We start from the raw sequence: 22600 nt of genomic DNA, 5'->3' as shown, positions 1-22600 counted from the left end.
AATGGCAAGTATTTTGGTGGTCGACGATGAGATGGGAATTCGTGAGCTTCTCAATGAGATTCTGACGGATGAGGGCCATACCGTGTATGCGGCTGAGAGTGCTATGCAGGCTCGAACAATTCGCGAACAAATGCGTCCAGACCTTGTCTTGCTTGATATTTGGATGCCAGATGTTGACGGTATTAGCTTGTTAAAGGAGTGGTCTAAAACTGGGCAGCTCACCATGCCTGTGGTGATGATGTCTGGGCATGCCACGATTGATACTGCTGTTGAGGCTACCCGCATAGGCGCACTCAATTTCTTAGAAAAGCCGATTGCGCTCCAAAAGCTACTCAAGACGGTAAGTAAGGCCTTAGAAAGTTCGCCTAAGTATGTTGAGCTCGCTGAAGAAAAAATGTCAGTAGCACCCTCAACAAGTCCAAGCCCTAAAGCGGTAGTCAGTGAGCAAGCCTCACAAGTTCAGAGCGGCGAGTACATCAGCGGGATTGCAAAAACTTATTTTGATTTACCGCTTCGAGAGGCTAGGGACTTATTCGAAAAAGCCTACTTCGAGCATCAAATGATTATCATGGGTGGCAGCATGACCAAAATTTCTGAATACACTGGCCTAGAGCGGACCCATCTATATCGCAAGCTAAAAGCTTTAGGAATCGATACTTCACGCAATAAAGCTGAGCAATAAGGCGCCCCCCGCCATCAGTCGCTGCTAATGATTCTGAGGCTGTTGATAGGGCACACAGCATCACCGTTGCGACGGATAATAGTGCTCATATCATTCCGGAATTATTCCCATGGAAATAAAGGTTCATTTTCTCGATAAGCTACGCCTTGAAGCCAAGTTCGATGACTTCACGGTAATTGCTGATCAGCCCATCCGTTACAAAGGTGACGGTTCGGCCCCGGGCCCCTTTGATTATTTCTTAGCTTCGTCAGCCTTATGTGCAGCCTATTTTGTGAAGTTATATTGTGATACGCGCAATATCTCAACTGAGCATATTCGCCTTTCTCAAAATAATATTGTCGACCCAGAAAATCGTTACCAACAGATTTTCAAAATTCAAGTTGAGCTGCCCGAAGATATTTCTGCCAACGATCGGCAAGGTATTTTGCGCTCCATCGAGCGCTGCACAGTGAAGAAGGTGGTGCAAGCAGGTCCAGAGTTTGTGATTGAAGAGGTTAAAAACTTAGATGCCGATGCTCAAACTTTATTGGCTTTAAAGCCAGATTCAAATTTGAGCACTTACATTGCCGGAAAGGATTTACCGCTAGAGCAAACTATTGCCAATATGTCTGGTGTGTTGGCTAATTTAGGAATTAAGATTGAGATCGCTTCGTGGCGCAATTTAATCCCGAATGTATGGTCTTTGCATATTCGCGATGCACACTCACCAATGTGCTTTACCAATGGCAAGGGTTCTACAAAAGAAAGCGCTCTTGCCTCAGCCTTAGGTGAGTATATCGAGCGACTGAGTAATAACCATTTCTACGCGGGCGCTTACTGGGGTGAAGAGATTGCTAATGGCGCTTTTGTCCACTATCCGAATGAGCGCTGGTTTAAGCCTGGCCCTAAAGATACCCTACCTAAAGAAATACTTGATGAGTATTGCCTCAACGTTTTTAACGCTGATGGCGAGTTGCGTGGGTCACATTTAATTGATACCAATTCTGGTAATAGCGAGCGCGGGATTTGTTCTTTGCCTTATCAGCGCCAGTCCGATGGCAAGACTGTGTATTTTCCTTCGAACCTGATTGAAAATCTCTATGTCAGTAATGGCATGAGCGCTGGTAATACGCTGGCTGAAGCTCAGGTGCAATGCTTATCTGAGATATTTGAGCGAGCAGTTAAACGTGAGATTCTTGAACGTGAAATTACTTTGCCAGATGTTCCGCAAGAAGTGCTCGCAAAGTACCCTAGCATCTTGGCGGGTATTCAGGGCCTTGAGGAGCAGGGCTTTCCAGTGCTAGTAAAGGACGCTTCACTGGGCGGTGTATATCCAGTTATGTGCGTTACCTTGATGAACCCAAGAACAGGCGGAGTGTTTGCATCATTCGGTGCGCACCCAAGTTTAGAGGTGGCGTTGGAGCGAAGTTTGACTGAGCTACTTCAGGGACGCAGTTTAGAGGGCCTCAATGATTTACCCCCACCCACTTTTGCAAGTGAAGCGGTCACTGAACCCAATAACTTTGTTGAGCACTTTATTGATTCGAGCGGCATCGTCTCTTGGCGTTTTTTTAGCACAAAACCAGATTACGATTTTGTTGAGTGGGACTTTTCCGGTAAAGGTCAAAACTCGAACGATGAAGAGCTTGCTAGCTTGTTCGGCATTCTTAAATCCATTGGCAAAGAAGCTTACGTTGCAGTGTATGACCAGCTTGGGGCAATTGCATGTCGGATCTTAGTGCCAGGCTATTCTGAGGTTTATCCAATTGAAGATTTGGTTTGGGATAACACGAATAAGGCATTACTGTTCCGCGCCGATATTTTGAATATAGCCAATTTAGATGATGCAAGCTTAGGCGCACTGCTTGAGCGCTTGGAAAATAATGAGCTTGACGAGTACGGTGATATCGCCACGCTGATCGGTATCGAGTTTGATGAAAATACGCCCTGGGGTCAGCTAACCGTGTTGGAGTTGAAGCTGCTTATTCATCTTGCCTTAAAGCAACTTGACGAGGCGCATGAGCTCGTTGGTGCCTTCCTCCAGTACAACGACAATACAGTCGAGCGTAAATTGTTTTATCAGGCCTTAAATGCAGTGTTAGAGATAGCGCTAGATGATGACTTAGCGCTTGATGACTACATAGTTAACCTTCGCCGGATGTTTAGTAGCGAGAGAATGGATGCTGTAGTGGGGTCCGTAGATGGAACTACCCGCTTCTATGGCCTGACCCCCACAAGCATGAAGCTCGAGGGCCTCGATAGGCATCACCGTTTGATTGATAGTTATAGAAAATTGCATGCTGCCAGAGCTAAATTAACAGGCGCGACCAGTTAGGCCTTGATGTAAGAGCCTCTAGCTAAGGAATATCGGGATTTATCCAAGACTTAAGAAGAATTGACCCGATTTTCAGGCGGGAACGCACTTTCATTTATAATTTCCACTCTTGGCCTGGTAGCTCAGTCGGTAGAGCAGAGGATTGAAAACGCTAATTTTTGAGTAAAAAACAGTGCTAAGACATTGACTTAAGCTACCCGCAAACCCTTGTAAAATAGGCATCTGCGGGTTCGGCGACAAATAAAAAAACTACAAACATCACACGCATACACAGAGCGTCGCGCGGCAAAAATATTTCAGTCGCACAAATAATTATCTGACAACACAATAGCAAGCGTAATTTTTATTTCGCGAGTTGCTATGTCTAATCTCAATTTTCTTTTTGCTAACGCAGTTGTTAGTGACGATGCTGTCATTAAGCTAATGGACGGAAAAATCAATGTTTATAAGCGTCCCAGCTCGTCACAGTGGCAGTGTCGATTTAAGTTAGCGAACAACAAGTGGCATCACGCAACAACAGGCACAGATGATGTTGAGCAAGCAAAGATACAAGCAGTCTCGATTTATCACACAGCACAAATAAAAATAAACTTCGGCTTAGCGTTGACGATGAGGTCGTTTAAGCAAATTGCGTTAGACGAATTAGAAAATATGCGTCGCTTAATTAATGCCAGTACAGGTAAGCGTGCGTATAGAGATTACGAATTTGCGATTAACAAATACTTAATTCCTTTCTTCGGCGCTTATGAAATTAAAGACATCACGCCTGAACTCATTGCGGACTTTGAAGCGTGGCGTATTGCGATGATGGGCAAGGTGCCAAAAGGAAGCACGAAGCTAAATCACTCAAGTGCTTATAACCGCGTAATTAATCTAGCTCGCGAGCGTGGCATGGTTACGGCAAGCCATATCGTGCCGGCCTTAAACAGCAAAGGCGCAAAGGGTATGCCGCGCCCCGCGTTTAATAACGAAGAAGTGGCAACGATGCTGAGCTACTTAGAGACTTGGCAAAAGAGTTCCTACACAGAACACACGCTAAAGATGCGCATACTCTGCGGCGCGTATGTTCAGTTCTTGCTACATACAGGTGTTAGGCACGGCACAGAAGCCTTGCGTGTGCGATGGCAACATCTACAGTGGTATTGGGTTGGTAATAAAAAGTATCTGCGTATTTGGGTCAGTGGCAAAACAGGACCGCGCTACTTAATTGCTAGGCGTGAAGTAGTCGCTGTACTAGAGCAATTGATTAAGTGGCAAAAGCTGGAATACAAGAACTTGAATACGGTGATTGAAGCAAGATTGAATAAGTTGATCTTCGTATTGCCTGATAACAGTCAGCTAAGCCACATGGAGAACATCTTTCGTAACTTAATGATGCGTAGCCATTTGCGTAAAGATACTAGTGGGCAGAACAGGACGCTTTACAGCCTTCGCCATACCTATGCTACCCAAGCGTTAGCCAAGGGCGTCGACATACACACCTTGGCCAAGCAAATGGGTACGAGTGTTGGGATGATTGAGCGGCATTACAGCAAGCTCACGCCGATGTTAAAGGCTGATATCCTTGGCTAAAATACATAGCGGAACTGCTACCTATGCCAAAGTTAAATGCCACACACTTACCAAGCCGCATACAAGAAGTCATTGATCAGCTAGAGCGTGGTGAAGAAGTTCACCAGAATAAGAATGGCACTTTGCTAACTGAAGGGCAACAAAGAGCGCTGGCTGATGCGTGGACTCAACAACAAGCATTGCGCAAAAAACATAAACCACCAAAGACTGAAGAAGAAAAGCAAAATCTAGGTTGGAAAGATAAGCGCGAAGTGCGTATTGAAATCTATAGGCAGGCATTGGGTGAGTTAGAGGGAGATATTATAAATATTCATCTAAAGCAGTTAGCTAGAGAGCAGGCGCAAGCTACTAAGGCTTACTTAAAGGGTTTTTTTGGCGCTACGGGATTACAAGATAAACATAGCGCTGGAAACATTGCTGTGAGACAGGCGGGATTTACGCCAAGCCTTGACAGAGGCGTGGCAAATAAAAGAGATAAAGAAATAAGAGAGTTAGAAAAGCAAACACTTGAGCGGGCTGAAGATACCCTTAGTGATGAAGAGCGAGAGCATCTTGAATGGCTAAGGGAAGGAAAAAAGCCTGCCAAAAAGACTAAGAAGGTATAGGTTTAAGGAAAAGTAGGTTTTTTTGGAGGGTCGTGAAAAAATCTGCTTTTTAATAAACCTTATGTTTAGTGACTTTTTAGCCACCTCAAAGATGTATATGCGATTGATATATGGTCGAATGTATATTGATCGTATGACAAATAGAAAATCTTCGAAACGCCCGCTCTTACTTGAGGCAATGAGCATTTTTCTGGGAATGATTGGGATAACCGCCTTATCCCATGTGGTTGATGATTATCTTGGTTTGGCGGGAGTGTCATTTCTCTATTTGATTCTTGTCATCTGGGTTTCCTACAAGAGCCAATTAGCCACCTCTATCTTTGTAGCAATAGCATCTTTTCTTCTCATTAATTTCTTTTATGTAGAGCCGAGATATACCTTTGTTATCGGAAGTATTGAGTCTTGGAGCGCATTGCTTGGATTTTTATTGGTATCTATTGCGATTACCTCTTTGGTACATCAGTTAAGAGGCCAAAAGGACATTGCCGAAAAAGAAACCTTTAAAGCCAATCTATTACGAGCGATTATCGAAATATTCTCAGTAGAGACTGACTCTATGGTTGCTTTACAGAAATTCTGCCTATTGCTTAAAAGAGAGCTGGGATGTGAGGTTGCGATTTTGAAGTTAGATCCAACAACCAAAGACAGTATTGAATTAGCAAGCTCTAGGCCGGGTGAAGTAAAGCTCGACTTTTGGTACCTCTCACACGCAATTGAGTACGGAGCTATGTTGGGTCCACATACGGGAACCTCAGAGGCAATAGATTATTGGTGTGTTCCACTTGGAAGATATTACAAAAGCCACGAGCTTCCTGCTTTGGTAATTGAGAGGGCGCACGAAGAAAATATTGAAGTGAGCCTGATAAGGGCAATTGCTGATCAGCTATCAGTTCATTATCAAAAAAGAATAGCAGAAATTAAAGCAAAAGATGCCAGCGAGTTAGCGCATCGCGAGTCTATTCAAAAGGCTTTCTTGTCGTCTATCTCGCATGATATGAGAACTCCTTTAACTACTATTATTGGCGCCAGCTCATCACTTTTGAAGCAGGGTCAGCAGTTGGGAGAAGCGCAATCCATACAGCTGTTAGAGCTAATTCATTCAGAATCTGTATATCTCAATGACTCAACTGAAAACATACTATCTTTGGTTAAGCTGGGAATGTCTGATGGTAACCAGATGCGAATGGATTGGCAGTCGCCCGAAGAAATTGTTGGGGCGGTTATGTCGAGATATAACAATAGAGAAGTAAAGCCATCACTAGAATTGCTAATGATGGCAAAAGATGAACTTATCTATGGTGATCAAGCCTTAATCGTATTGGCATTAACTAATTTGATTGAGAACGCAAGCAAGGCACATTTAGGCAGCAATCCAATACAGATATTGGTAGATAGGGTTGATGGCGAAATTCGGATTGGCGTAATTGATGAGGGTGCTGGATTTCCTAAGGATTTTGATAAGGAATTAGCGGGACAGCAACAGTCATATCAGCGCAATAAAAAAGGGTTTGGTTTGGGTTTGCCTATAGTTAGGGCAGTGATGGATAAGCATCAAGGCTGGCTAATCATCGAGTCTCCATTTGGCGATAATAAGAAGACATATGTTGGTATGGCCTTTCCTTTTAAAGCAAGCGCATGATTTCAGATTACATCTTGGTTGTAGAAGATGATGAGCAAATTGCCCATTTCTTAGTAGCTAGCTTGAGTGCCGCAAAGCACCTTCCTAAATTAGCCAAATCTTTAGAAGAGGCAAATAAATGTTTGGCTGAAAATACGCCAAAGCTCATGATTCTCGATTTAGGGTTGCCAGATGGTGATGGAAAAGATTTAATTCAGCAAGTAAGAAAGCAATATGATTTTCCGATTATTGTCCTCTCAGCAAGGCAAGAGGAGCAGGAAAAGATTATTGCCCTCAATGAAGGCGCAGACGATTATTTGTCTAAGCCATTTAATGTTCAAGAGCTATTAGCAAGAATCAATGTTTGCTTAAGACGCACTCAAAAGATGTCTATGCGCGATCAGTGCTATCAATACAAAGACTTGCTAATTGATGTGTCTGCTGGACTGGTAAAGCTGGAGGGTAATGACATACATCTAAGCCCAATAGAGCATAAGTTGCTAATGCTATTGGCTACAAAGCCAGGAAGAATCTTTACCCAGCGCCAATTACTTTCAGAAATTTGGGGTTCTGAATATGTGGATGACACCCATTACCTCAGAATTCATATGGGTAGATTAAGGGCCAAGATAGAAAAAGTATCTTCTGAGCCTGAATACCTATTAACTGAGCTTGGTGTAGGCTACCGCTTAGCTATTTCATAGTTGTTTATGCGATTGATACATCGCACATGATCTGATGGGGTATTCAAATCAACGAGTAAGACCATGTCCATTAGTAATCCAGAGTATTCACAGTCAAACATTCTTCGTCCAATAGAGATTAAGGGTGGCCACCACAGCAAAGGGAGCGTTCCCGCCCTAACTCTTGCGGCCATTGGTGTAGTTTTCGGAGATATTGGAACCAGCCCCCTGTATGCGCTAAAAGAATGTTTTAGCCCTGAGCATGGCATTCCGTTTTCATCGGATGCGGTGTTTGGAGTGATATCGATGGTCTTCTGGGCTTTCTTAATTGTTGTTTCTCTCAAATATGTCCTCTTTGTTATGCGAGCCAATAATCATGGCGAAGGCGGAATACTGGCTTTGATGGCATTAGCCCTCAGAACTGCGCCAGCAAACTCCAAGAGGGCATTGATGATCATGATGCTAGGCGTATTTGGTGCTTGTATGTTTTATGGAGACGCTGTTATTACACCCGCAATTTCAGTGCTATCGGCAGTCGAAGGGCTTGAAATTGTTTCTCCTCAATTTACCAAGTATGTCATTCCTATAACGCTCACTATTCTTGTCGCCCTATTTTTAATTCAGAAAAAAGGAACTGCTTTAGTTGGTTTTTTATTTGGGCCAATCATGGTGGCATGGTTCTTGGTTCTTGGGTTAATGGGCGCATACAACATTATTGATAACCCCAATATTTTACTTGCGGCCAATCCAATATTTGCCATTAACTTTTTACTTGAGCATTCCCTACAAGCATTCATAGTTTTGGGGGCAGTATTTTTAGTATTAACAGGCGCAGAAGCGCTCTATGCTGATATGGGGCACTTTGGTATTAGACCGATTCAATACGCATGGTTCTTATTAACAATGCCTTGCCTGCTCATTAATTATTTTGGACAAGGAGCCATGCTCTTGTCTAATCCAGAGGCAATATCAAATCCATTTTTCTTAATGGTTCCTGAGGCGTATACGCTTGGCCTCGTGATCCTCGCAACAATGGCTACCGTCATTGCTTCGCAAGCAGTAATATCTGGCGCGTATTCCATGACCAGCCAAGCCATATTGCTAGGCTTTGTTCCGCGCATGAAAATTGCCTACACATCAGACAAAGAAGTTGGACAAATTTATATGCCAACAATTAACTGGATGTTATTGGCTTTGGTCATTGCTGTAGTGTTGGCATTTAAGCAATCAAGTAATCTAGCGGCCGCTTATGGAATTGCGGTAACAACGACTATGGTGATCACTACTTTATTAGCGGCAATAGTAATGAAGTCTGTGTGGAAGTGGAATTCAATCTTAGTTTCGACTGTGATTGGAGTCTTTCTTCTGGTAGATATTGCCTTCTTTGCGGCTAATGCTTTAAAAATTGCTGAAGGTGGATGGTTCCCATTATTGCTTGGGGCACTATGCTTCCTTTTATTGATTACTTGGTACAAAGGCAGAATGTTATTGCGCCAGAAGGCAATCGAGGGCGGCATTCCACTTGAAGCATTTATCAAGTCTTTATTGGTAAGTGAGCCAATTCGAGTTAATGGTACGGCAGTATTTTTGACGGCGCATGTTGACTATGTACCTGTCGCAATGCTTCATAACCTTAAGCACAATCAAGTTCTCCACAAGAGAGTTATTTTTCTCAAAATGAGTATTTGGGATGTTCCTTATGTTGAGGACAAGGATCGCATCAACTTGAAGGAGATGGGTGGTGGAGTTTATCTAGTAAGAGCAATGTATGGCTTTAAAGAGACTCCAGACATTAATCAAATTATGGAGTTATTGGCCAATCAATACGACATTAAATGTGAGCCAATGGAAACTTCTTTCTTCTTGGCTCGAGATACGGTGGTTCCTTCGGCAATCCCAGGAATGGCGTTATGGAGAGAAAGGCTATTCGCATGGATGTATCAAAATGCCGCCAAGCCATCAGACTTCTTTTCAATACCAACCAATAGGGTTGTTGAGTTGGGGGCAAAGGTAGAAATATAGGTTTAAGGAAAAGCAGGTTTTTTTTGGTATGTTATGAAAAACCTGCTTTTTAATCAATCCCAAAGTATTCGGCTGGGCTTAGAATTCAAAAAGTCTTAACTAATTTGATACAGCCATGAACTTAATTCAAAACCAGCCCGAGTGGAACTCATATATTAAGAACAAAGCGGGCGCTCTCAGGCAATCCAAGTTAGATTTGATTGGCGAATATCCAGAGATATTAAGTCTAGGCCAGAAAGATCCTTTATATCAAACAGTTCAGCAGTTGATTGACCAATACCTTCAAGACCAAATTTTTTTAGCAAACACCTCAGGGCTGAGATATTTTCTTATCAATAATTTAGTTGAGAATGGTCAACGATTATGGGATGCTAATAGAGTAAGAGTCGAGCAAATTATTAGATCAATTATTAATGACCCAGATTTCTACGTCCCAAATTACTTTGAGGTCTATGACACTGAAACTGGTCAATACAGAAGTATGAAACAGATACTAGAAAAGTATGAAAGTCAGCGTGATTATGAAAGAGAGTATGGCTTTCCTTTTGATCTTCAAGAATCATTTCATAGCGAAGAGTTGGAGGAGATATGGACGACATATTTAAATGAGGCAAATAAGTCGCACATACTATCAATATCCAGACCCCAAGAGCAGGCTGAGGCAATCCTTGAATTTTCTGATGCCCACAAGCAATACAAAGAATATAAAGATGCTGCTGATGGGGCAAGGTTAGGTCTAACTGAATTATGGCTAATAAGCTGTATAGATGAATATAAGAAAGCAGCGCAATTAATCAAAACCTATGGGTCTTATGAGGCTGAAGAGCTTGAGAGGCTAGAAGATATTTGCTTGACTGAAATACCAACAAATAAAGCGTTGTCATATCTTATTAACTTCACTTACAAGCGGTATTACTATTTTTTACATAGTAAATTTTTGAAGATGATTAATATATACAAGGGGGCATCAAAGCCAGTAAAAGGAAATCGTCTACAAATTCAGCAATGGGAAAATTATTTCAAATACCTCCTTTTGCCAGACTTGCTCAAAGATGCGCAGTTTATTGAGCAAACATTAACTTTGACGAATGAGATAGAGCCTTCTGAATACTGGCAAATTGGAGATCAATTTATTAAGTACCTTAGTTTAAAAGACTTGCCACAGCCTCTGCTGGTAGGGGGCAATTAAACTAACTCGACAGCACCTCGGAGCATATTGTCATTAATGTCGATATAGGCCTGAGTAGTAGAGATGGATCTATGGCCCGCAAGGCTCATTAGCACACGAACAGATACGCCCTTGCTAGCGAGATTGGTAATAAAGCTCCTGCGACCACTATGGCTGGATGCGCCATCTATGCCAGCCCGTTTGTATAGAAAGTGGAAGTGCTGTGTCAAGGTATTAGCAGTAAAGCCATCGCTATTCCGCTTTTGACTATAAAAGAACTTCATAGTCTTGTCTTGTGGGTTATAGAAGCGTATGTATTGGTGTAGCTCTTTACGCAATCGCTCATTTACGAATACCACCCTAGCAAACTCACCCTTAGTCATTTCTGGCGTTAAGCGTATTTCATGACGGATATTGCCATCACTATCTACAACATCCTTAAATCTCAAACTGCTAACTTCCCCGACACGCATACCGCTTAAAAAAGTAGTCATTAGTAACGCTCTATTACGGGCAGCATGTTTGCGGGTTGATATGTAATCGAGTACTTTGCGTAACTCTTGCTGATTGAGTGTTTTTGCCTGCTTTGCCATAGTTTTCTTGTCCAAATATAAGGTTGCTATAGCAGCAGCGTAATTTCTTATGTAATTTTTTCCTACCGAAATTTCATCTTTTCTTATCAATATTTTTCCTCAGTTATTTCAAGAGGTTATGCCCTCTATCCCATAAAACATAAGGTTTCACACGAAACCTTATGTATTGGTATTTAGTTAAATTTTGAGGAGTCTACCCAAAAAGGGATGGATCTTTTAGTAACTCTACGAAGTTAATGACTTTGCCATTTACTAACTTAATTTGTCGTTTTGGGGCAATTAGTTGAACTACTTTTGCTGCCGCCTCACAATCTGCCGATAGCTGATTCGCTAACTTTAGAGCTGTTGAATGATTGATTTGACCTAGATTCAATCCAATTAGGCTATCCAAGCCCTTTTGCGTATCAACCATCTGGCTGTAGAGCGTAACCAATGCGTCCGCTTCTTTAGCTGGCAGCTTAATAAGCTCTTTAATCAATGAATGATAGATGCTGGCTTCAAGTATTTGATAGTGACCACTCCATGGCACTACAGCTTGTCCGCCTTGGGTAATGAATTGACATAAGTCAATATATTGTTTGGCTTCTTTTACATGCCTGATGAAGATTGGAACAATTTCAGACATCAACAGACATCTGATCGATTCCCGCTCTTGTTCCCGCTCTTCAGCCCTTAAGTCATTGGTCGCATTAATGTTTATTTGATTTCCAACAAATATTGCCGCCGCAGCAATTAGGGCGCCACATAAAGAGGCTGCGGCAGCTACATCACCCGAAAGGGAAAAAAGCATAGGAAACTTAAGAACAAGAAAGGCGGCGAGGGCCAAGGCTGTTGCTATCAAGTAATTCTTATATGTTTTCATTGAGCATCCATTGTGAGTAAGGCAGGTAATCTTGTAAAAGTTCACCATACTCAATTTGTATACCTAATAAGCACATCAAGTCCAGCAAATATTGCTTTTACTGCTTGTTCGGCTTGATAAGCAGTGCTTGTATTAATCTCCATTACCCCTTCACTTACTACTTCAGTACTTCCCTTTGAATAAGCGGTATAGGTCACTTTGTATGCGCTCATAATTTCCCTTAAATCTTTAGCTTAACTTCAGAGCTCATTTAAGAGCGAACTAAAGTTCGCTTGCGTCTACACAAAAGCTAACGCTTTTGTTTGCCGCTCATTTCTTTAATTTTTTATTAAATGATTTATTAAGGGTTTTGCTTTTGGGTTGGTCATTGCTAGGAAGTCAAGCCACGCCTTAATAAAGGCGTAGCGATAGCTAATCATTACTGAGGATTAACAACTGGCACGCACAACTTGATTTAACAAGAAAGGCAGGTTTTGCGATCTCCTTTTATGTACTCGTCTTACGCAACACACTCACTACCAATGCCAGAAGCCATGTGGGTGTGTTTGTGGGTTAATTTGTGGCATCCCACTCACTTTATTCACGCATTACTGCGTTACCAACTATTACGACTTCGCAAACGGTGCTGTCATATCGAGACGTCGTTTAAGCATCTAGCCATCAGCTAGTTAGTGCGAAGAAGCGAGTAATGAGCAACTCTTGTGTACCGTCACACATCAGAACGGATTTCACAGCACTATTACATTCAGCGTGCCAACTTTAAGTCTCATTTGTATGTGTTTATTTAGCTAACCTAATAAAACACCGCAAATAAATTAGTCTTATTTGGTATGGTGTATTTAAGGGGTTAATTACAAGCTCACTGCGCTGTTTTGCGTATTTCAGCTACTCAGCTAACTGATTCGATATATCGCACGCTTGTAGTGCTGATTTGAGTGCTTTTAATTGCTCTTTGACAAGAACACTATGCGCAGTGAAGCGACAAGAAGGTTTTGACGTAATTACCACCTAGTTAGACCTAATAATCAATTTTGTATTTGCGAAATTAATAGGTATTGCTAGGGCTATTTTTGTAAATTTCTTGTTTCGGTATTAAGCGCATTTCACGAAATTGCTGATTACGAAGTTTTAACAACACCCCCCGTATAGTCAAAAAACGACGAATTTCTGCCTTTTTTGGTAGTCCTTTATTGCCTTTGAAGCTAATGTTTATAAAGGGTTTATGGAAAAGCAGGTTTTTTATCACTCAGAAACAGCAAAAAACCTGCGTTTTCTTAAACCTATATCGACCAAGTTCACCAAGTCACCAAGTGACCTAAAGAACCAAGTAAACCAAGTTAATTTAGGAGAAAGAAAATGGGTGTTTTAGACGGATTAAAAATTACTAGTGCCAAAAAGCCGACGCATTTACCAGCTTTAGTGATGCGTAGGCAAAAGCTATCAAATAAATTGTGGGAACAAATTCAGTTAGCTAAAAGTCAAATAGATGGCACGCAATTTGTAGTCAAAAAGTATCGTAGCTTTACGGATAAAGAAACGGGGCTACGCAAGCAAATAGAAATGCCAAAGCGTATTCGCGAATGGTGGTTTAAGAACGAGTTGGGCAAAGTCTGCTTTTGTGTGAAATACGGCAGTCGTCCACTTGAGCTTGCTAAAGGCAAGCATAGCGTTGAAGTCGGTAATCCTACGGAGTTAGTGAAAGCGCTTGAGCTAGTGAAAAGCGCAGTAGAAGCGGGTGAACTAGATGGTCAAATTGAGTTTGCTAGTGGCGCACTAAGAGCAGGTTTTCGTAAGTAAGTTGTTAAGAGGTGTCGTGTCAACCACGGCACCTTGTTCGCGGAGTAATCCAACTTTACTTTAACAAGGAAAACTATGCGAAGCATCGTAATAAAACCAAACCCAATCGTCTTCGATAAAATCGAGCGGTTAATCAATGTCAACGGCATGAACTTTGAAGAAGAGTTCATTGCTAAAGTTATTAGCGAGCATTTATCAAGACAGAAAAGTGGCAGGCTACCTACAATTACAGATGCCTTTCAGATATACATGAATGAAGCAAAATCTGCTCATCGTCCTACATTTGTCAAACATGCGAATTATCACTTTCGTAGCTTTAAAGAATTTTTTGGAGACTTGACTTTAGATGAGCTAAAGCACTGGCACATTACTGAATATAGGGATTACCAATTGAATAGAGGATTAAGTCCTGTAAGTATTCGTAAACATAACAACACCCTTAACGCCATGCTCAATGTTGCTTTTAAGCATTTGGATATAGATAGACTAAGCCCATTTAGGGCATTAAAGATTAGGGGTGAGGGTGAAACAAGGCGTCCAATGCCAATCATTACCACTCAATTGATACAACAAGTAAAAGAGCATTTGTTAAAGAACTCAACCCCACACAAGTTGGTTGCCTTAATTCAGCTTAATACTGGATTTAGACTAAGCGAGCCCTTGTTTGCTCGATTGGAAGACTGTGTACTAGATCACGACATACCGCATCTATGGATTCGGAGAAATACCTTAAGTGACAGAAAGACCAAGTCAAGTATTAGAGCTGTTCCATTATGCGGGGTATCTTTGGATGCTGCGAAAGAGTTATACAAGATTGCGAAGAGGCGAAATAGTGAATGGTTTGTGCCACATTACGCAAGGGATAATGGCAATTCAAGTTGCTCACAAATTATTAAAAAAACATTAAAGGTATTTGACTTTAAGAGTCATATGTTTAGGCATGCCATTATTGACAGGATGAAGGCTCGCAATGATATCCCCACCCGCCTTGCTGAGAGCATTACTGGACACAGTAGCGGCGGCAGTGAATTTAATATGTATGGAACAGTAGGCTATACACTCGAACAGAAGCGAGACATGATTTTGAAGGTATTAATTTAAGAGTAGGTAGTGCCGTGTTTGGCATGGCACTACTAAATATCTTTATGCTGATCAAAGAAGTCGCCACAATCAAGCCACAAAAACCACTAACACCTGAGCAGCAGCGTATCAATGCGCTTAGGCTACAAGTTAAGCGCAGTCAGCAGGCTGTTAAAGCGGAAAGACAGCGTCAGCAGGTCGCTAAGGCACAGCAAAGTTTAATAAAAGCTAAGACCATAAAGCCGTAGAGCAGAGGATTCCCATATCTCTGCCAGTCGTCCACCGTTAAACAGGATGAAACATCCGCACCCTTACAGGATCAACAGCGTTTCTCTAGAGTAAACCCAGTTTTCCGCATTTTCTAGGCTAAAACACAGTTTCATTTATAATTCCCACTCTTGGCCTGGTAGCTCAGTCGGTAGAGCAGAGGATTGAAAATCCTTGTGTCGGTGGTTCGATTCCGCCCCGGGCCACCAAGAATCTCAATAGCCCACTTGTTTGGCTATTTTTTATGCTCTAGCAGGGTTAGGCGCCATTAGTCTTAGACATCCCCGGCATGAAGCGTCGATTTAAGTGACGGAGGGTGGGGTAAAGTTAGACTACATACTTTTTAAAAACATAAAATCATAAATTTATTTTTACTTCACCAAAAGTATCGCCCCGATATTGATGGCTTACGTGCGTTAGCAGTTTTATCTGTAGTGACTTTTCACGCCTTTCCAAATGTAATTAGCGGTGGATTTATTGGGGTAGACATTTTTTTTGTAATATCTGGTTTTCTAATAACAACAATTATTTTAGAAAATTTACAAAGCGGTTCTTTTAGTTTTATTGAGTTTTATAGCCGACGTATAAGAAGAATATTTCCGGCATTATTTTTAGTGCTATTGACTTGCTACGCATTTGGTTGGTTTGCTTTATACGCCTCAGAATATAAGCAGTTAGGTGAGCACATTGCCGCTGGGGCTGGCTTCTTACAGAACTTTGCTTTATGGAGGGAGAGTGGTTACTTTGATAATGCTTCTGATACAAAACCATTGCTACATTTATGGTCATTAGCTATAGAAGAGCAGTTCTATATATTTTGGCCATTAGTGTTGTGGGCTGCTTTTAAGAAAAAATTTAATGTACTCAAAGTTGTACTACTCATTCTCATCATATCTTTTGCTACAAATGTATTAACAATCGGAAGCAATCCTATTGCCGCTTTTTATTCCCCTATTAGTCGTTTTTGGGAATTACTAATTGGTGCTGTATGGGCATACATGTCCCTTACAAAAGAAAGTATCACTAATAAATTTAGTGTTAAGTATTCAAACGTCCTGTCTGTTGCAGGATTGTTTTTAATAGCCCTTGCCATTTACGCCTTAAATAAAAAGAGTGCATTCCCCGGATGGTGGGCATTGCTTCCTACATTGGGCACTGTATTTCTTATTGCGGCAGGAAAAGATGGTTGGGCAAATAAAAATATCTTTTCAAATAAATTAATAATTTGGTTTGGATTAATTAGTTACCCGCTTTATCTTTGGCATTGGCCTTTATTAAGTTTTGGGCAAATCATTACTGCTGGAAAATTATCTGCGTTTTACAAAATAATTTTAATAATTATTTCTATAGCCTTAGCTTATCTAACTTATCGGTACTGGGAAAAGCTATTACGACGTAAGGGCAATAAAGTAACCATAACATTACTATTTTTAGTGATATTGGTGGGAACACAGGGCTGGAGTGCCTATGTTAGAAATGGATTAGAGTTTAGGGAGAAGCACGTATTAGATTTACACGGCGGACGCCCTCCGCAATCGGATGAAGGCTGCCTAATAATGTTTGCTAAGTATCAGCCAACATTTTGTAGGCTATCAAATGTTACTCAGAAATTAGAAACAGTATTGATTGGCGATAGTATTGCTCACAATGACTACTCCGGTTTGGCAAAAAAATATTTAGAAGATGGAAAAAACTTTGCTATGGTTGGATGGCCTGGCAGGCAGCCATTGATTAAACTGTCCTCCGACAAAAACTATGATTCAGAGCAATCAGAGCAAATGAATAAATTAATTAATGGCGTTGCTGAAGATAAGAATATAAGAGCTGTTGTATTAACAATGACTCAACCTGAAATTACAAATTTAATAACAGCGCAGTTGAGAAGGACAATTGAATTTTTTAGAAAAAATAATAAACAAGTAATCTTTATATATCCGCCGCCGCATCTGTCATTTGACCCAATTGAGTGTGTAGGTATGCCGCCTTTCCGTCCGGTATTGAATGTAGGGTGCGCTCAAAAAGTTAAAGATATTGATGGACAATATTTTATTGGTAGAGAAAATCTTAAAAAGTTAGTCAATGAGTTAAAAATTAAATCATATGACACTTATCCACAAGTTTGTAATGAGCAGGACTGTGAAATGAGAATTAACGGAGGACTGCTTTATAGGACGAATGGGTACTTAACGACTATTGGTTCTGAGCAGGTATTCCAAAAATTTGAAGAATAGCGTCAACTTTCCAAGGTGGCTTGCAAAAGTTGGCTTAGGCGGATAATTGAAAATCCTTGTGTCGGTGGTTCGATTCCGCCCCGGGCCACCAAGAAACACCAAAACCATCTTCGGGTGATTTTTTATTTGTTGGGCGTAGAATGGAATTATGAGAAGGATATGTATCACCCTTTGCTTTAGTTTATTTGCCAGCCTGATCCACGCGGGCAGCATGCCCTTATCTGCTGACTTCAAATCACAAGCTCATTCTGGGCATGTAGTTCAGCATGATTGCCATACAAAAAGTGATGTGAATGTTGAGAAGTCGCAATCAACCAACCATCAAGCACAGCATCAATGCTGTTTGGGCGTAGTAGCAAACTTATCTACCAGCCAATATATTGAGCCAGATTTCTCAAATCACTTTGTTTCTCAAGTGCCCCAACTCATTGTTGAGGCAGTTCCAAGCCATATATTCAAACCTCCAAGACTGATTAGTTAACTACGTATTAACTAATTTTTGTGGCATCTAGCCACCGTAATCTATTGGAGAAATCTTATGAACATGACTCACTACATGGAGTTATTGGCTGTTAATCAGCCCTGGAATTTAATTATTTTTATGGCCATCCCAATCGTCTTAGCAGAGACTTTAGCTATTACTGAACTATATCTACTATTTACTCGCAAGTTCGACGGTGCTGTTTATTACCTCAATCGCTTTTCTGGAATTGCTGTAGGCGTTTACTTTGTTGGGATCATTTACTACATTGTGACTAACGCCATAATTCCCATTACACAGGCAGGCGAGTGGAGAACAGTGATTGATGTAATTGCTGTCAGCACTTATGTCATCGCAGGATTGCCGCTGATCTGGATTGCCCTACAAGAGTTGGGTTTAGTTAATCGAGCACTAGACCAAATGGGTAAGTTAAAAATTCATGCGATATGTGTTGCCTTGTTCTTGGTGTTTGGACACATCGCCATGATTGCCGGCATGCTTGATCCAAGTATTCCGGGATACAAGGGCGCCAATACTCATCAAATGAGTGGTAACTCGGATCATGAGTTTTGCCATCCAGATGGGCATGGTGACATGATGAAGCAACATCAGAAAATGATGAATGGTCGGATGCCAATGAATAGTCAAGGGCATACCCATTAATGCCTTAAGTATTTGGCGCTCTAGGCCCTGGTCGATTCTGCCCCGGGCCCCCATGAAACATTAAAACCACCTTAGGGTGGTTTTTTCGTAATCACTCCTCTAGTAGACTTCTCAGCATCCAAGCAGTTTTCTCATGTATATCTTGTCGTTGAGTCAGAAGATCTGCTGAAGGTTGATCGTTTGCTTTTTCAACCAGGGGAAAAAGTTTGCGAGCAGTTTTCGCCGTTGCTTCTTGAGCTTTTACAAGATACTTAACCATATCCATCGCCTTGGGTGTTCCCTCAACTTCCTTAATTGAGGTTAGTTTTGAGAACTCTTTATAAGTGCCTGGTGCTGGCTCCCCAAGTGCCCTTATGCGTTCAGCTATTAAATCAAGTGCCGCCCACTGTTCTGTATATTGAGCCATAAACATAGTGTGAAGAGTGTTGAACATCGGACCCTTTACATTCCAATGGAAGTTATGTGTCATCAAATATAAAGAGTAGCTGTCAGCTAAAAGCTCTGCTAGTCCTTTGGCGATGGCTTTTCGATCTTTTTCGTTAATACCAATATCTATTTTTGTGCTCATTCTATGCCCCTGTTTTTCGTAAAAATTTTAATGTGAAGTTACTCATCCGCTCATCATGCGCCACTATGTAACCAAAAGATAGGGCGGTGCCTTAGGCAGTGGTCAACTTATGCCCATGCCAGGCTAATCTATTTTGAACTTTCATTTTTAACTCCATCAGTTATTGATTGCTATGTAGTTATCTTGTTCTTTATGTGGATATCAGTCCAACGAATTTAACTGGGCAAGGCAATCGAATAAATCGATGAGTGAGTCCCGCTCCTCCGCCCCGGCCGCCAAGATTCTATAAATCACCCTCGGGCGGTTCCCCCTTTTTCTGATTAATATCTAGGAATTCTCTCGGGAGCTCTAAATGCTATTAGTCACCTCAATCATTGCCTCTGTGTTAACCGCCATCTTTGTAAAGCTCTCTTTTGCCGTCATTGGCTTGAGAAGAAAGAATCAGGTTGGCTTAGGAAGTGGTGGCATTGATGATCTTGAGAGGGCGATTCGAGCCCAGGGGAACTTTGCAGAGTATGTTCCTTTTGGAATTATTTTGATTGCATGCTTAGAGTTAAACGGTGCTCCTTGGTGGTTGGTTGCCATACCTGGTATCACTTTAATTATTGGCCGGTTAATTCATGCTAAAGGGATTAATGTGCCACCACCCGATTTCAGTAAGCGGGTTCTTGGTATGAAATTTACTTTTTATACGCTAATAACATTAGTTGTTTTGAATCTGGGATGGGCTTTGTATAAGTGCATAACTTAGGGTCAGCCATTCTAGGCCCTAGTAAATTTGGCCCTGTGCAGCCAAGAAATTCAATAGTCCCGTCTTGGATAAGAGGACGTCTCAGAATATAATTATTTCACTTAAATAAAAAATGATTAAGCATCAGCGACTACGTTCAAATTTCAATTTAATAGGCAAATTTTTATGACAACAGTAAAGCAAGTTATTGAGCAAAAAGCAAATACCATTTTTTCTGTACGATCATCTGACACTGTAGAAAATGTCTTGATGCTGATGCGCGATCATCGAGTAAGAGCTATTTTGGTCGTAGATGATGGAGCTTTAGTAGGGATTGTTTCACAAGGAGATTGCGCTATAAAGGTATTGTTGCCACACAACAACCCAAAACAAGTGGCCGTTTCAAAAATAATGACCGCAAACCCGCTAACTGTATTGCCATCTAACTCACTAGAAGAATGTATGGCAATAATGGTTCACAAACATATTAGACATCTCCCTGTAGTAGAAAAAAATAAAGTGATTGGAGTTATTTCTGTTGGAGATCTAGTAAAAAGCATCATTGAACTTCAGGGCAGTCAAATCAAGTTTTTAGAAACTTATATTAATGGCCATGGTGTTTAGTATTTAGAAGAGAGAAATCTTCAGGCCTTGGTCGATTCCGGCTCAAGCCACCCAGAAACACCAAAACCACCTTCGAGTGGTTTTTTCATTCGAGGATCTGCTATACGAGGATCTGCTATAAATCAATAAAAGAGCTATGGAGCAAGTATGACCGAATCTTCCCGCCGTAATTTCTTAAAAACTTCTGCTGTTGGCGCTGTAGCTATTGCTGGCGCTTCTGGGGTTGTGACTAATTCTGTTACAGCGCAACCAATACCCTCAAAGTCAAATATTCAAACCAAGGCCAACGAAATATCTAATAAATTATTTGCTAACGATGGTCTAGCAATTCCTATTGCTGCTACGCCTACGGTTTCAAAATTAGCAAACGGCTTGGATCGAACACTGGTGCTTGGTGGTGGTGGAGAATATTACATCGCTTGGTATTGTGGATTTTTTCATGGCCTTCTTGAGGCGGGGCTAGATATGGCCCAAGTTCCAGAAATGGTTGTTGGCACTTCAGCCGGGTCATATATGGGCTCATCGCTACTTTCGGGCGAATTTAATCGCCTACGAAGCGAGTTTGATTTTTTCGGGAAATTTCCAGAGATTTTTGCCAAGATTGCGCCTCTAGCTAAGCCCAATTTAAGTCAGATGAGGGCCGACCAAATTAACATGAGCGCAACAGATGGCAGCATAGAGACACGCAAAATAATCGGCAATGCCGCTTTAGCAGCTAACAATAAATTAAACAGCGATCGGATTGAAAATTTAGTCAGACTGTTAACGGGCGATAGCAAAAAAGATTGGCCTACAAGTCGGATGTATACAACTGGTGTTGATTGCTATACGGGCGAACGCATCGTTGTGGGGCAACAAACTGCTAGAAAAAATAGCATTCCCTTAGCGCATGGTGCGGCCGCAAGCAGCTCCTTACCTGGGGTCGCTGGACCAACATTATTGGGTCAACGATATGTCATGGATGGGGGCATTTGCTCTAATCCAGCGCACGTAGATTTGGTGGCGGGCTCTAAAAGAGCTCTGATCATCACTTTGACTGACGGAGTAACAGGTGCAATATTAACTACTATTCCACATCCCATTGCTCAAAATATTGAAGACATTAAATCAGTTGGCACAAAAGTAAAGTGGATAGTTGCCGGCACACCCAAAGGCGTTGACTTGCTTGATCCAAAGCAAATTACTGGAGCATTGCGAACTGGCTATGAGCGATCAAAAATTGAGGCACCAAAAATTAAAGAATTTTGGGCATAGGATTAGGTATTGGCAGCCTTGGTCTAATCAGAGACACCAAAACCACCCCCGGGTGGTTTTTTTAGGCAGATTCATGCTGATTGCTAGGTCAGCGTAATAAGACTACTTACAGTAAGGTTTTTGTTTTGGTTGAAGAGTATCCGCACAAGATCTATTCTGAAGCAACATAAACATAAACATAAACATAAACATAAACATAAACATAAAGAGGCAAGCAATGATTAAAAAAAGTTCCCTAGCACTTGGCGCCATGTCAGTTTTACTGTTGGCAGCTTGTCAGTCAATGGAGCATGGCACTGGTCAAAAAGCGTCTGCGAGCCTGGAGCCGCGTTCAGGCTCAAATACAAAAGGTACAGTCAATTTTGTATGGCAAGGGCATGATGTTTTGGTTACTGGAAACTTTTCCGGATTAAAGCCAAATGCTGAGCAAGGATTTCATGTTCATGAAAAAGGAGATTGTTCCGCTCCTGATGCTACTAGCGCAGGCGGCCACTTTAATCCAGACACAAAATCACATGGAATGCCTGGAAGCGGAGCCAATCATGCTGGAGATATGCCAAATATCAAATCAGATGCAAACGGCAATGCGACTTACTCTGCAAAACTGAGTGGCTTTGCTGTTAATAATGGGCCAACTGGAATTGTGGGAAGGTCTGTTGTTGTACATCGTGACCCCGATGATTACAAATCACAACCAGCAGGTAATTCAGGCCCAAGAATTGCGTGCGGCTTGATTAAGTAATTTTGGCTGAACTCTGCCTTCATAGACTTTAGCTCGGAATAGTA

General features: G+C 41.5%; 22 protein-coding genes and 1 tRNA gene. 19 read left to right on the top strand and 4 right to left on the bottom strand.

Annotation, left to right across the window (positions count from 1 at the left end; translation table 11 throughout):
* Nucleotide 1 precedes the first annotated feature (1 nt).
* The 8 genes from ICV89_RS10825 to ICV89_RS10790 all read left to right on the top strand — a co-directional run bounded on the left by ICV89_RS10825 (nucleotide 2) and on the right by ICV89_RS10790 (nucleotide 10685).
* Nucleotides 2-682 (top strand): response regulator, encoded by a 681-nt coding sequence (locus ICV89_RS10825; RefSeq protein WP_215308643.1) that lies wholly within the window; start codon nucleotides 2-4, stop codon nucleotides 680-682.
* A 109-nt stretch (nucleotides 683-791) separates the two neighbouring features.
* Nucleotides 792-2996 (top strand): OsmC domain/YcaO domain-containing protein, encoded by a 2205-nt coding sequence (locus ICV89_RS10820; protein WP_215308642.1) that lies wholly within the window; start codon nucleotides 792-794, stop codon nucleotides 2994-2996.
* 360 nt (nucleotides 2997-3356) lie between these two features.
* The gene (locus tag ICV89_RS10815; RefSeq protein ID WP_215308641.1) at nucleotides 3357-4568 is read left to right on the top strand and encodes a site-specific integrase; all 1212 of its coding nucleotides are present in this window, start codon (nucleotides 3357-3359) and stop codon (nucleotides 4566-4568) included.
* 23 nt (nucleotides 4569-4591) lie between these two features.
* The gene (locus tag ICV89_RS10810; protein WP_215308640.1) at nucleotides 4592-5173 is read left to right on the top strand and encodes a hypothetical protein; all 582 of its coding nucleotides are present in this window, start codon (nucleotides 4592-4594) and stop codon (nucleotides 5171-5173) included.
* A 133-nt stretch (nucleotides 5174-5306) separates the two neighbouring features.
* Nucleotides 5307-6812, top strand: coding sequence for a DUF4118 domain-containing protein (locus tag ICV89_RS10805; protein WP_215308639.1), 1506 nt, complete (start codon nucleotides 5307-5309; stop codon nucleotides 6810-6812).
* On the top strand, nucleotides 6809-7495 hold the full coding sequence (locus ICV89_RS10800) for a response regulator (protein ID WP_215308638.1): 687 nt from the start codon (nucleotides 6809-6811) through the stop codon (nucleotides 7493-7495). Before ICV89_RS10805 ends, ICV89_RS10800 begins: the two co-directional genes overlap by 4 nt.
* 99 nt (nucleotides 7496-7594) lie before the next feature.
* Entirely contained in the window at nucleotides 7595-9496 is a 1902-nt protein-coding gene (locus ICV89_RS10795) for a potassium transporter Kup (protein ID WP_371817895.1), read from the top strand.
* A gap of 115 nt (nucleotides 9497-9611) precedes the next feature.
* Nucleotides 9612-10685: a hypothetical protein gene (locus tag ICV89_RS10790; protein ID WP_215308636.1), complete on the top strand. Its 1074-nt coding sequence runs from the start codon at nucleotides 9612-9614 to the stop codon at nucleotides 10683-10685.
* Here ICV89_RS10790 and ICV89_RS10785 read toward each other — a convergent pair.
* From ICV89_RS10785 to ICV89_RS10775, 3 genes are all read right to left on the bottom strand, one after another.
* On the bottom strand, nucleotides 10682-11257 hold the full coding sequence (locus tag ICV89_RS10785; protein WP_215308635.1) for a site-specific integrase: 576 nt from the start codon (nucleotides 11255-11257) through the stop codon (nucleotides 10682-10684). The two genes, ICV89_RS10790 and ICV89_RS10785, sit on opposite strands and share 4 nt — an antisense overlap.
* 193 nt (nucleotides 11258-11450) lie before the next feature.
* Nucleotides 11451-12119, bottom strand: a complete 669-nt coding sequence (locus tag ICV89_RS10780; RefSeq protein WP_215308634.1) for a hypothetical protein — start codon at nucleotides 12117-12119, stop codon at nucleotides 11451-11453.
* 50 nt (nucleotides 12120-12169) lie between these two features.
* A complete protein-coding gene (locus ICV89_RS10775; protein ID WP_215308633.1) occupies nucleotides 12170-12331 on the bottom strand; it encodes a hypothetical protein in 162 nt (53 codons plus the stop codon).
* A 1144-nt stretch (nucleotides 12332-13475) separates the two neighbouring features.
* Between ICV89_RS10775 and ICV89_RS10770 the strand changes: the two genes are divergently transcribed.
* The 7 genes from ICV89_RS10770 (at nucleotide 13476) to ICV89_RS10740 (ending at nucleotide 18638) form a co-directional block, all read left to right on the top strand.
* The gene (locus ICV89_RS10770; protein WP_215308632.1) at nucleotides 13476-13916 is read left to right on the top strand and encodes a DUF6641 family protein; all 441 of its coding nucleotides are present in this window, start codon (nucleotides 13476-13478) and stop codon (nucleotides 13914-13916) included.
* A 75-nt stretch (nucleotides 13917-13991) separates the two neighbouring features.
* Complete coding sequence (locus ICV89_RS10765) at nucleotides 13992-15017, top strand: tyrosine-type recombinase/integrase (RefSeq protein ID WP_215308631.1); 1026 nt, start codon at nucleotides 13992-13994, stop codon at nucleotides 15015-15017.
* 44 nt (nucleotides 15018-15061) lie between these two features.
* A complete protein-coding gene (locus ICV89_RS10760; protein WP_215308630.1) occupies nucleotides 15062-15244 on the top strand; it encodes a hypothetical protein in 183 nt (60 codons plus the stop codon).
* Nucleotides 15245-15396: 152 nt separating this feature from the next.
* Nucleotides 15397-15472, top strand: a tRNA-Phe gene (locus ICV89_RS10755).
* Between the two features lie 147 nt (nucleotides 15473-15619).
* Nucleotides 15620-17494 carry an acyltransferase family protein gene (locus tag ICV89_RS10750; protein ID WP_215310409.1) on the top strand — a complete coding sequence of 625 codons (1875 nt, stop codon included), beginning with the start codon at nucleotides 15620-15622 and terminating at the stop codon, nucleotides 17492-17494.
* A 211-nt stretch (nucleotides 17495-17705) separates the two neighbouring features.
* Nucleotides 17706-17975 (top strand): hypothetical protein, encoded by a 270-nt coding sequence (locus tag ICV89_RS10745; RefSeq protein ID WP_215308629.1) that lies wholly within the window; start codon nucleotides 17706-17708, stop codon nucleotides 17973-17975.
* Between the two features lie 57 nt (nucleotides 17976-18032).
* Nucleotides 18033-18638, top strand: coding sequence for a DUF6803 family protein (locus ICV89_RS10740; RefSeq protein ID WP_215308628.1), 606 nt, complete (start codon nucleotides 18033-18035; stop codon nucleotides 18636-18638).
* A gap of 91 nt (nucleotides 18639-18729) precedes the next feature.
* Here the strand turns inward: ICV89_RS10740 and ICV89_RS10735 are convergent, their stop codons facing one another.
* On the bottom strand, nucleotides 18730-19206 hold the full coding sequence (locus ICV89_RS10735) for a Dps family protein (protein ID WP_215308627.1): 477 nt from the start codon (nucleotides 19204-19206) through the stop codon (nucleotides 18730-18732).
* Between the two features lie 352 nt (nucleotides 19207-19558).
* Between ICV89_RS10735 and ICV89_RS10730 the strand changes: the two genes are divergently transcribed.
* The 4 genes from ICV89_RS10730 to ICV89_RS10715 all read left to right on the top strand — a co-directional run bounded on the left by ICV89_RS10730 (nucleotide 19559) and on the right by ICV89_RS10715 (nucleotide 22556).
* Entirely contained in the window at nucleotides 19559-19957 is a 399-nt protein-coding gene (locus tag ICV89_RS10730) for an MAPEG family protein (RefSeq protein WP_215308626.1), read from the top strand.
* Nucleotides 19958-20122: 165 nt separating this feature from the next.
* Nucleotides 20123-20560 (top strand): CBS domain-containing protein, encoded by a 438-nt coding sequence (locus ICV89_RS10725; protein WP_215308625.1) that lies wholly within the window; start codon nucleotides 20123-20125, stop codon nucleotides 20558-20560.
* Between the two features lie 147 nt (nucleotides 20561-20707).
* The gene (locus ICV89_RS10720) at nucleotides 20708-21814 is read left to right on the top strand and encodes a patatin-like phospholipase family protein (RefSeq protein WP_215310408.1); all 1107 of its coding nucleotides are present in this window, start codon (nucleotides 20708-20710) and stop codon (nucleotides 21812-21814) included.
* Between the two features lie 217 nt (nucleotides 21815-22031).
* The gene (locus tag ICV89_RS10715; RefSeq protein WP_215308624.1) at nucleotides 22032-22556 is read left to right on the top strand and encodes a superoxide dismutase family protein; all 525 of its coding nucleotides are present in this window, start codon (nucleotides 22032-22034) and stop codon (nucleotides 22554-22556) included.
* Nucleotides 22557-22600 lie beyond the last annotated feature (44 nt).

Origin of the sequence: Polynucleobacter sp. Adler-ghost, assembly GCF_018688495.1 — a bacterium.
Classification (GTDB): Bacteria; Pseudomonadota; Gammaproteobacteria; order Burkholderiales; family Burkholderiaceae; genus Polynucleobacter.
The sequence above is the reverse complement of the archived record's forward strand: the minus strand, read 5'-3'. Positions and strand labels throughout refer to the sequence as shown.

Excerpts from the sequence above, each read along its gene's own strand:
- ICV89_RS10825 (WP_215308643.1), top strand. The coding sequence starts at position 2 with ATGGCAAGTATTTTGGTGGTCGACGATGAGATGGGAATTCGTGAGCTT.
- ICV89_RS10820 (WP_215308642.1), top strand. The coding sequence starts at position 792 with ATGGAAATAAAGGTTCATTTTCTCGATAAGCTACGCCTTGAAGCCAAG.
- ICV89_RS10815 (WP_215308641.1), top strand. The coding sequence starts at position 3,357 with ATGTCTAATCTCAATTTTCTTTTTGCTAACGCAGTTGTTAGTGACGAT.
- ICV89_RS10810 (WP_215308640.1), top strand. The coding sequence starts at position 4,592 with ATGCCAAAGTTAAATGCCACACACTTACCAAGCCGCATACAAGAAGTC.
- ICV89_RS10805 (WP_215308639.1), top strand. The coding sequence starts at position 5,307 with ATGACAAATAGAAAATCTTCGAAACGCCCGCTCTTACTTGAGGCAATG.
- ICV89_RS10800 (WP_215308638.1), top strand. The coding sequence starts at position 6,809 with ATGATTTCAGATTACATCTTGGTTGTAGAAGATGATGAGCAAATTGCC.
- ICV89_RS10790 (WP_215308636.1), top strand. The coding sequence starts at position 9,612 with ATGAACTTAATTCAAAACCAGCCCGAGTGGAACTCATATATTAAGAAC.
- ICV89_RS10785 (WP_215308635.1), bottom strand. The coding sequence starts at position 11,257 with ATGGCAAAGCAGGCAAAAACACTCAATCAGCAAGAGTTACGCAAAGTA.
- ICV89_RS10780 (WP_215308634.1), bottom strand. The coding sequence starts at position 12,119 with ATGAAAACATATAAGAATTACTTGATAGCAACAGCCTTGGCCCTCGCC.
- ICV89_RS10775 (WP_215308633.1), bottom strand. The coding sequence starts at position 12,331 with ATGAGCGCATACAAAGTGACCTATACCGCTTATTCAAAGGGAAGTACT.
- ICV89_RS10770 (WP_215308632.1), top strand. The coding sequence starts at position 13,476 with ATGGGTGTTTTAGACGGATTAAAAATTACTAGTGCCAAAAAGCCGACG.
- ICV89_RS10765 (WP_215308631.1), top strand. The coding sequence starts at position 13,992 with ATGCGAAGCATCGTAATAAAACCAAACCCAATCGTCTTCGATAAAATC.
- ICV89_RS10760 (WP_215308630.1), top strand. The coding sequence starts at position 15,062 with ATGCTGATCAAAGAAGTCGCCACAATCAAGCCACAAAAACCACTAACA.
- ICV89_RS10745 (WP_215308629.1), top strand. The coding sequence starts at position 17,706 with ATGCCCTTATCTGCTGACTTCAAATCACAAGCTCATTCTGGGCATGTA.
- ICV89_RS10740 (WP_215308628.1), top strand. The coding sequence starts at position 18,033 with ATGAACATGACTCACTACATGGAGTTATTGGCTGTTAATCAGCCCTGG.
- ICV89_RS10735 (WP_215308627.1), bottom strand. The coding sequence starts at position 19,206 with ATGAGCACAAAAATAGATATTGGTATTAACGAAAAAGATCGAAAAGCC.
- ICV89_RS10730 (WP_215308626.1), top strand. The coding sequence starts at position 19,559 with ATGCTATTAGTCACCTCAATCATTGCCTCTGTGTTAACCGCCATCTTT.
- ICV89_RS10725 (WP_215308625.1), top strand. The coding sequence starts at position 20,123 with ATGACAACAGTAAAGCAAGTTATTGAGCAAAAAGCAAATACCATTTTT.
- ICV89_RS10720 (WP_215310408.1), top strand. The coding sequence starts at position 20,708 with ATGACCGAATCTTCCCGCCGTAATTTCTTAAAAACTTCTGCTGTTGGC.
- ICV89_RS10715 (WP_215308624.1), top strand. The coding sequence starts at position 22,032 with ATGATTAAAAAAAGTTCCCTAGCACTTGGCGCCATGTCAGTTTTACTG.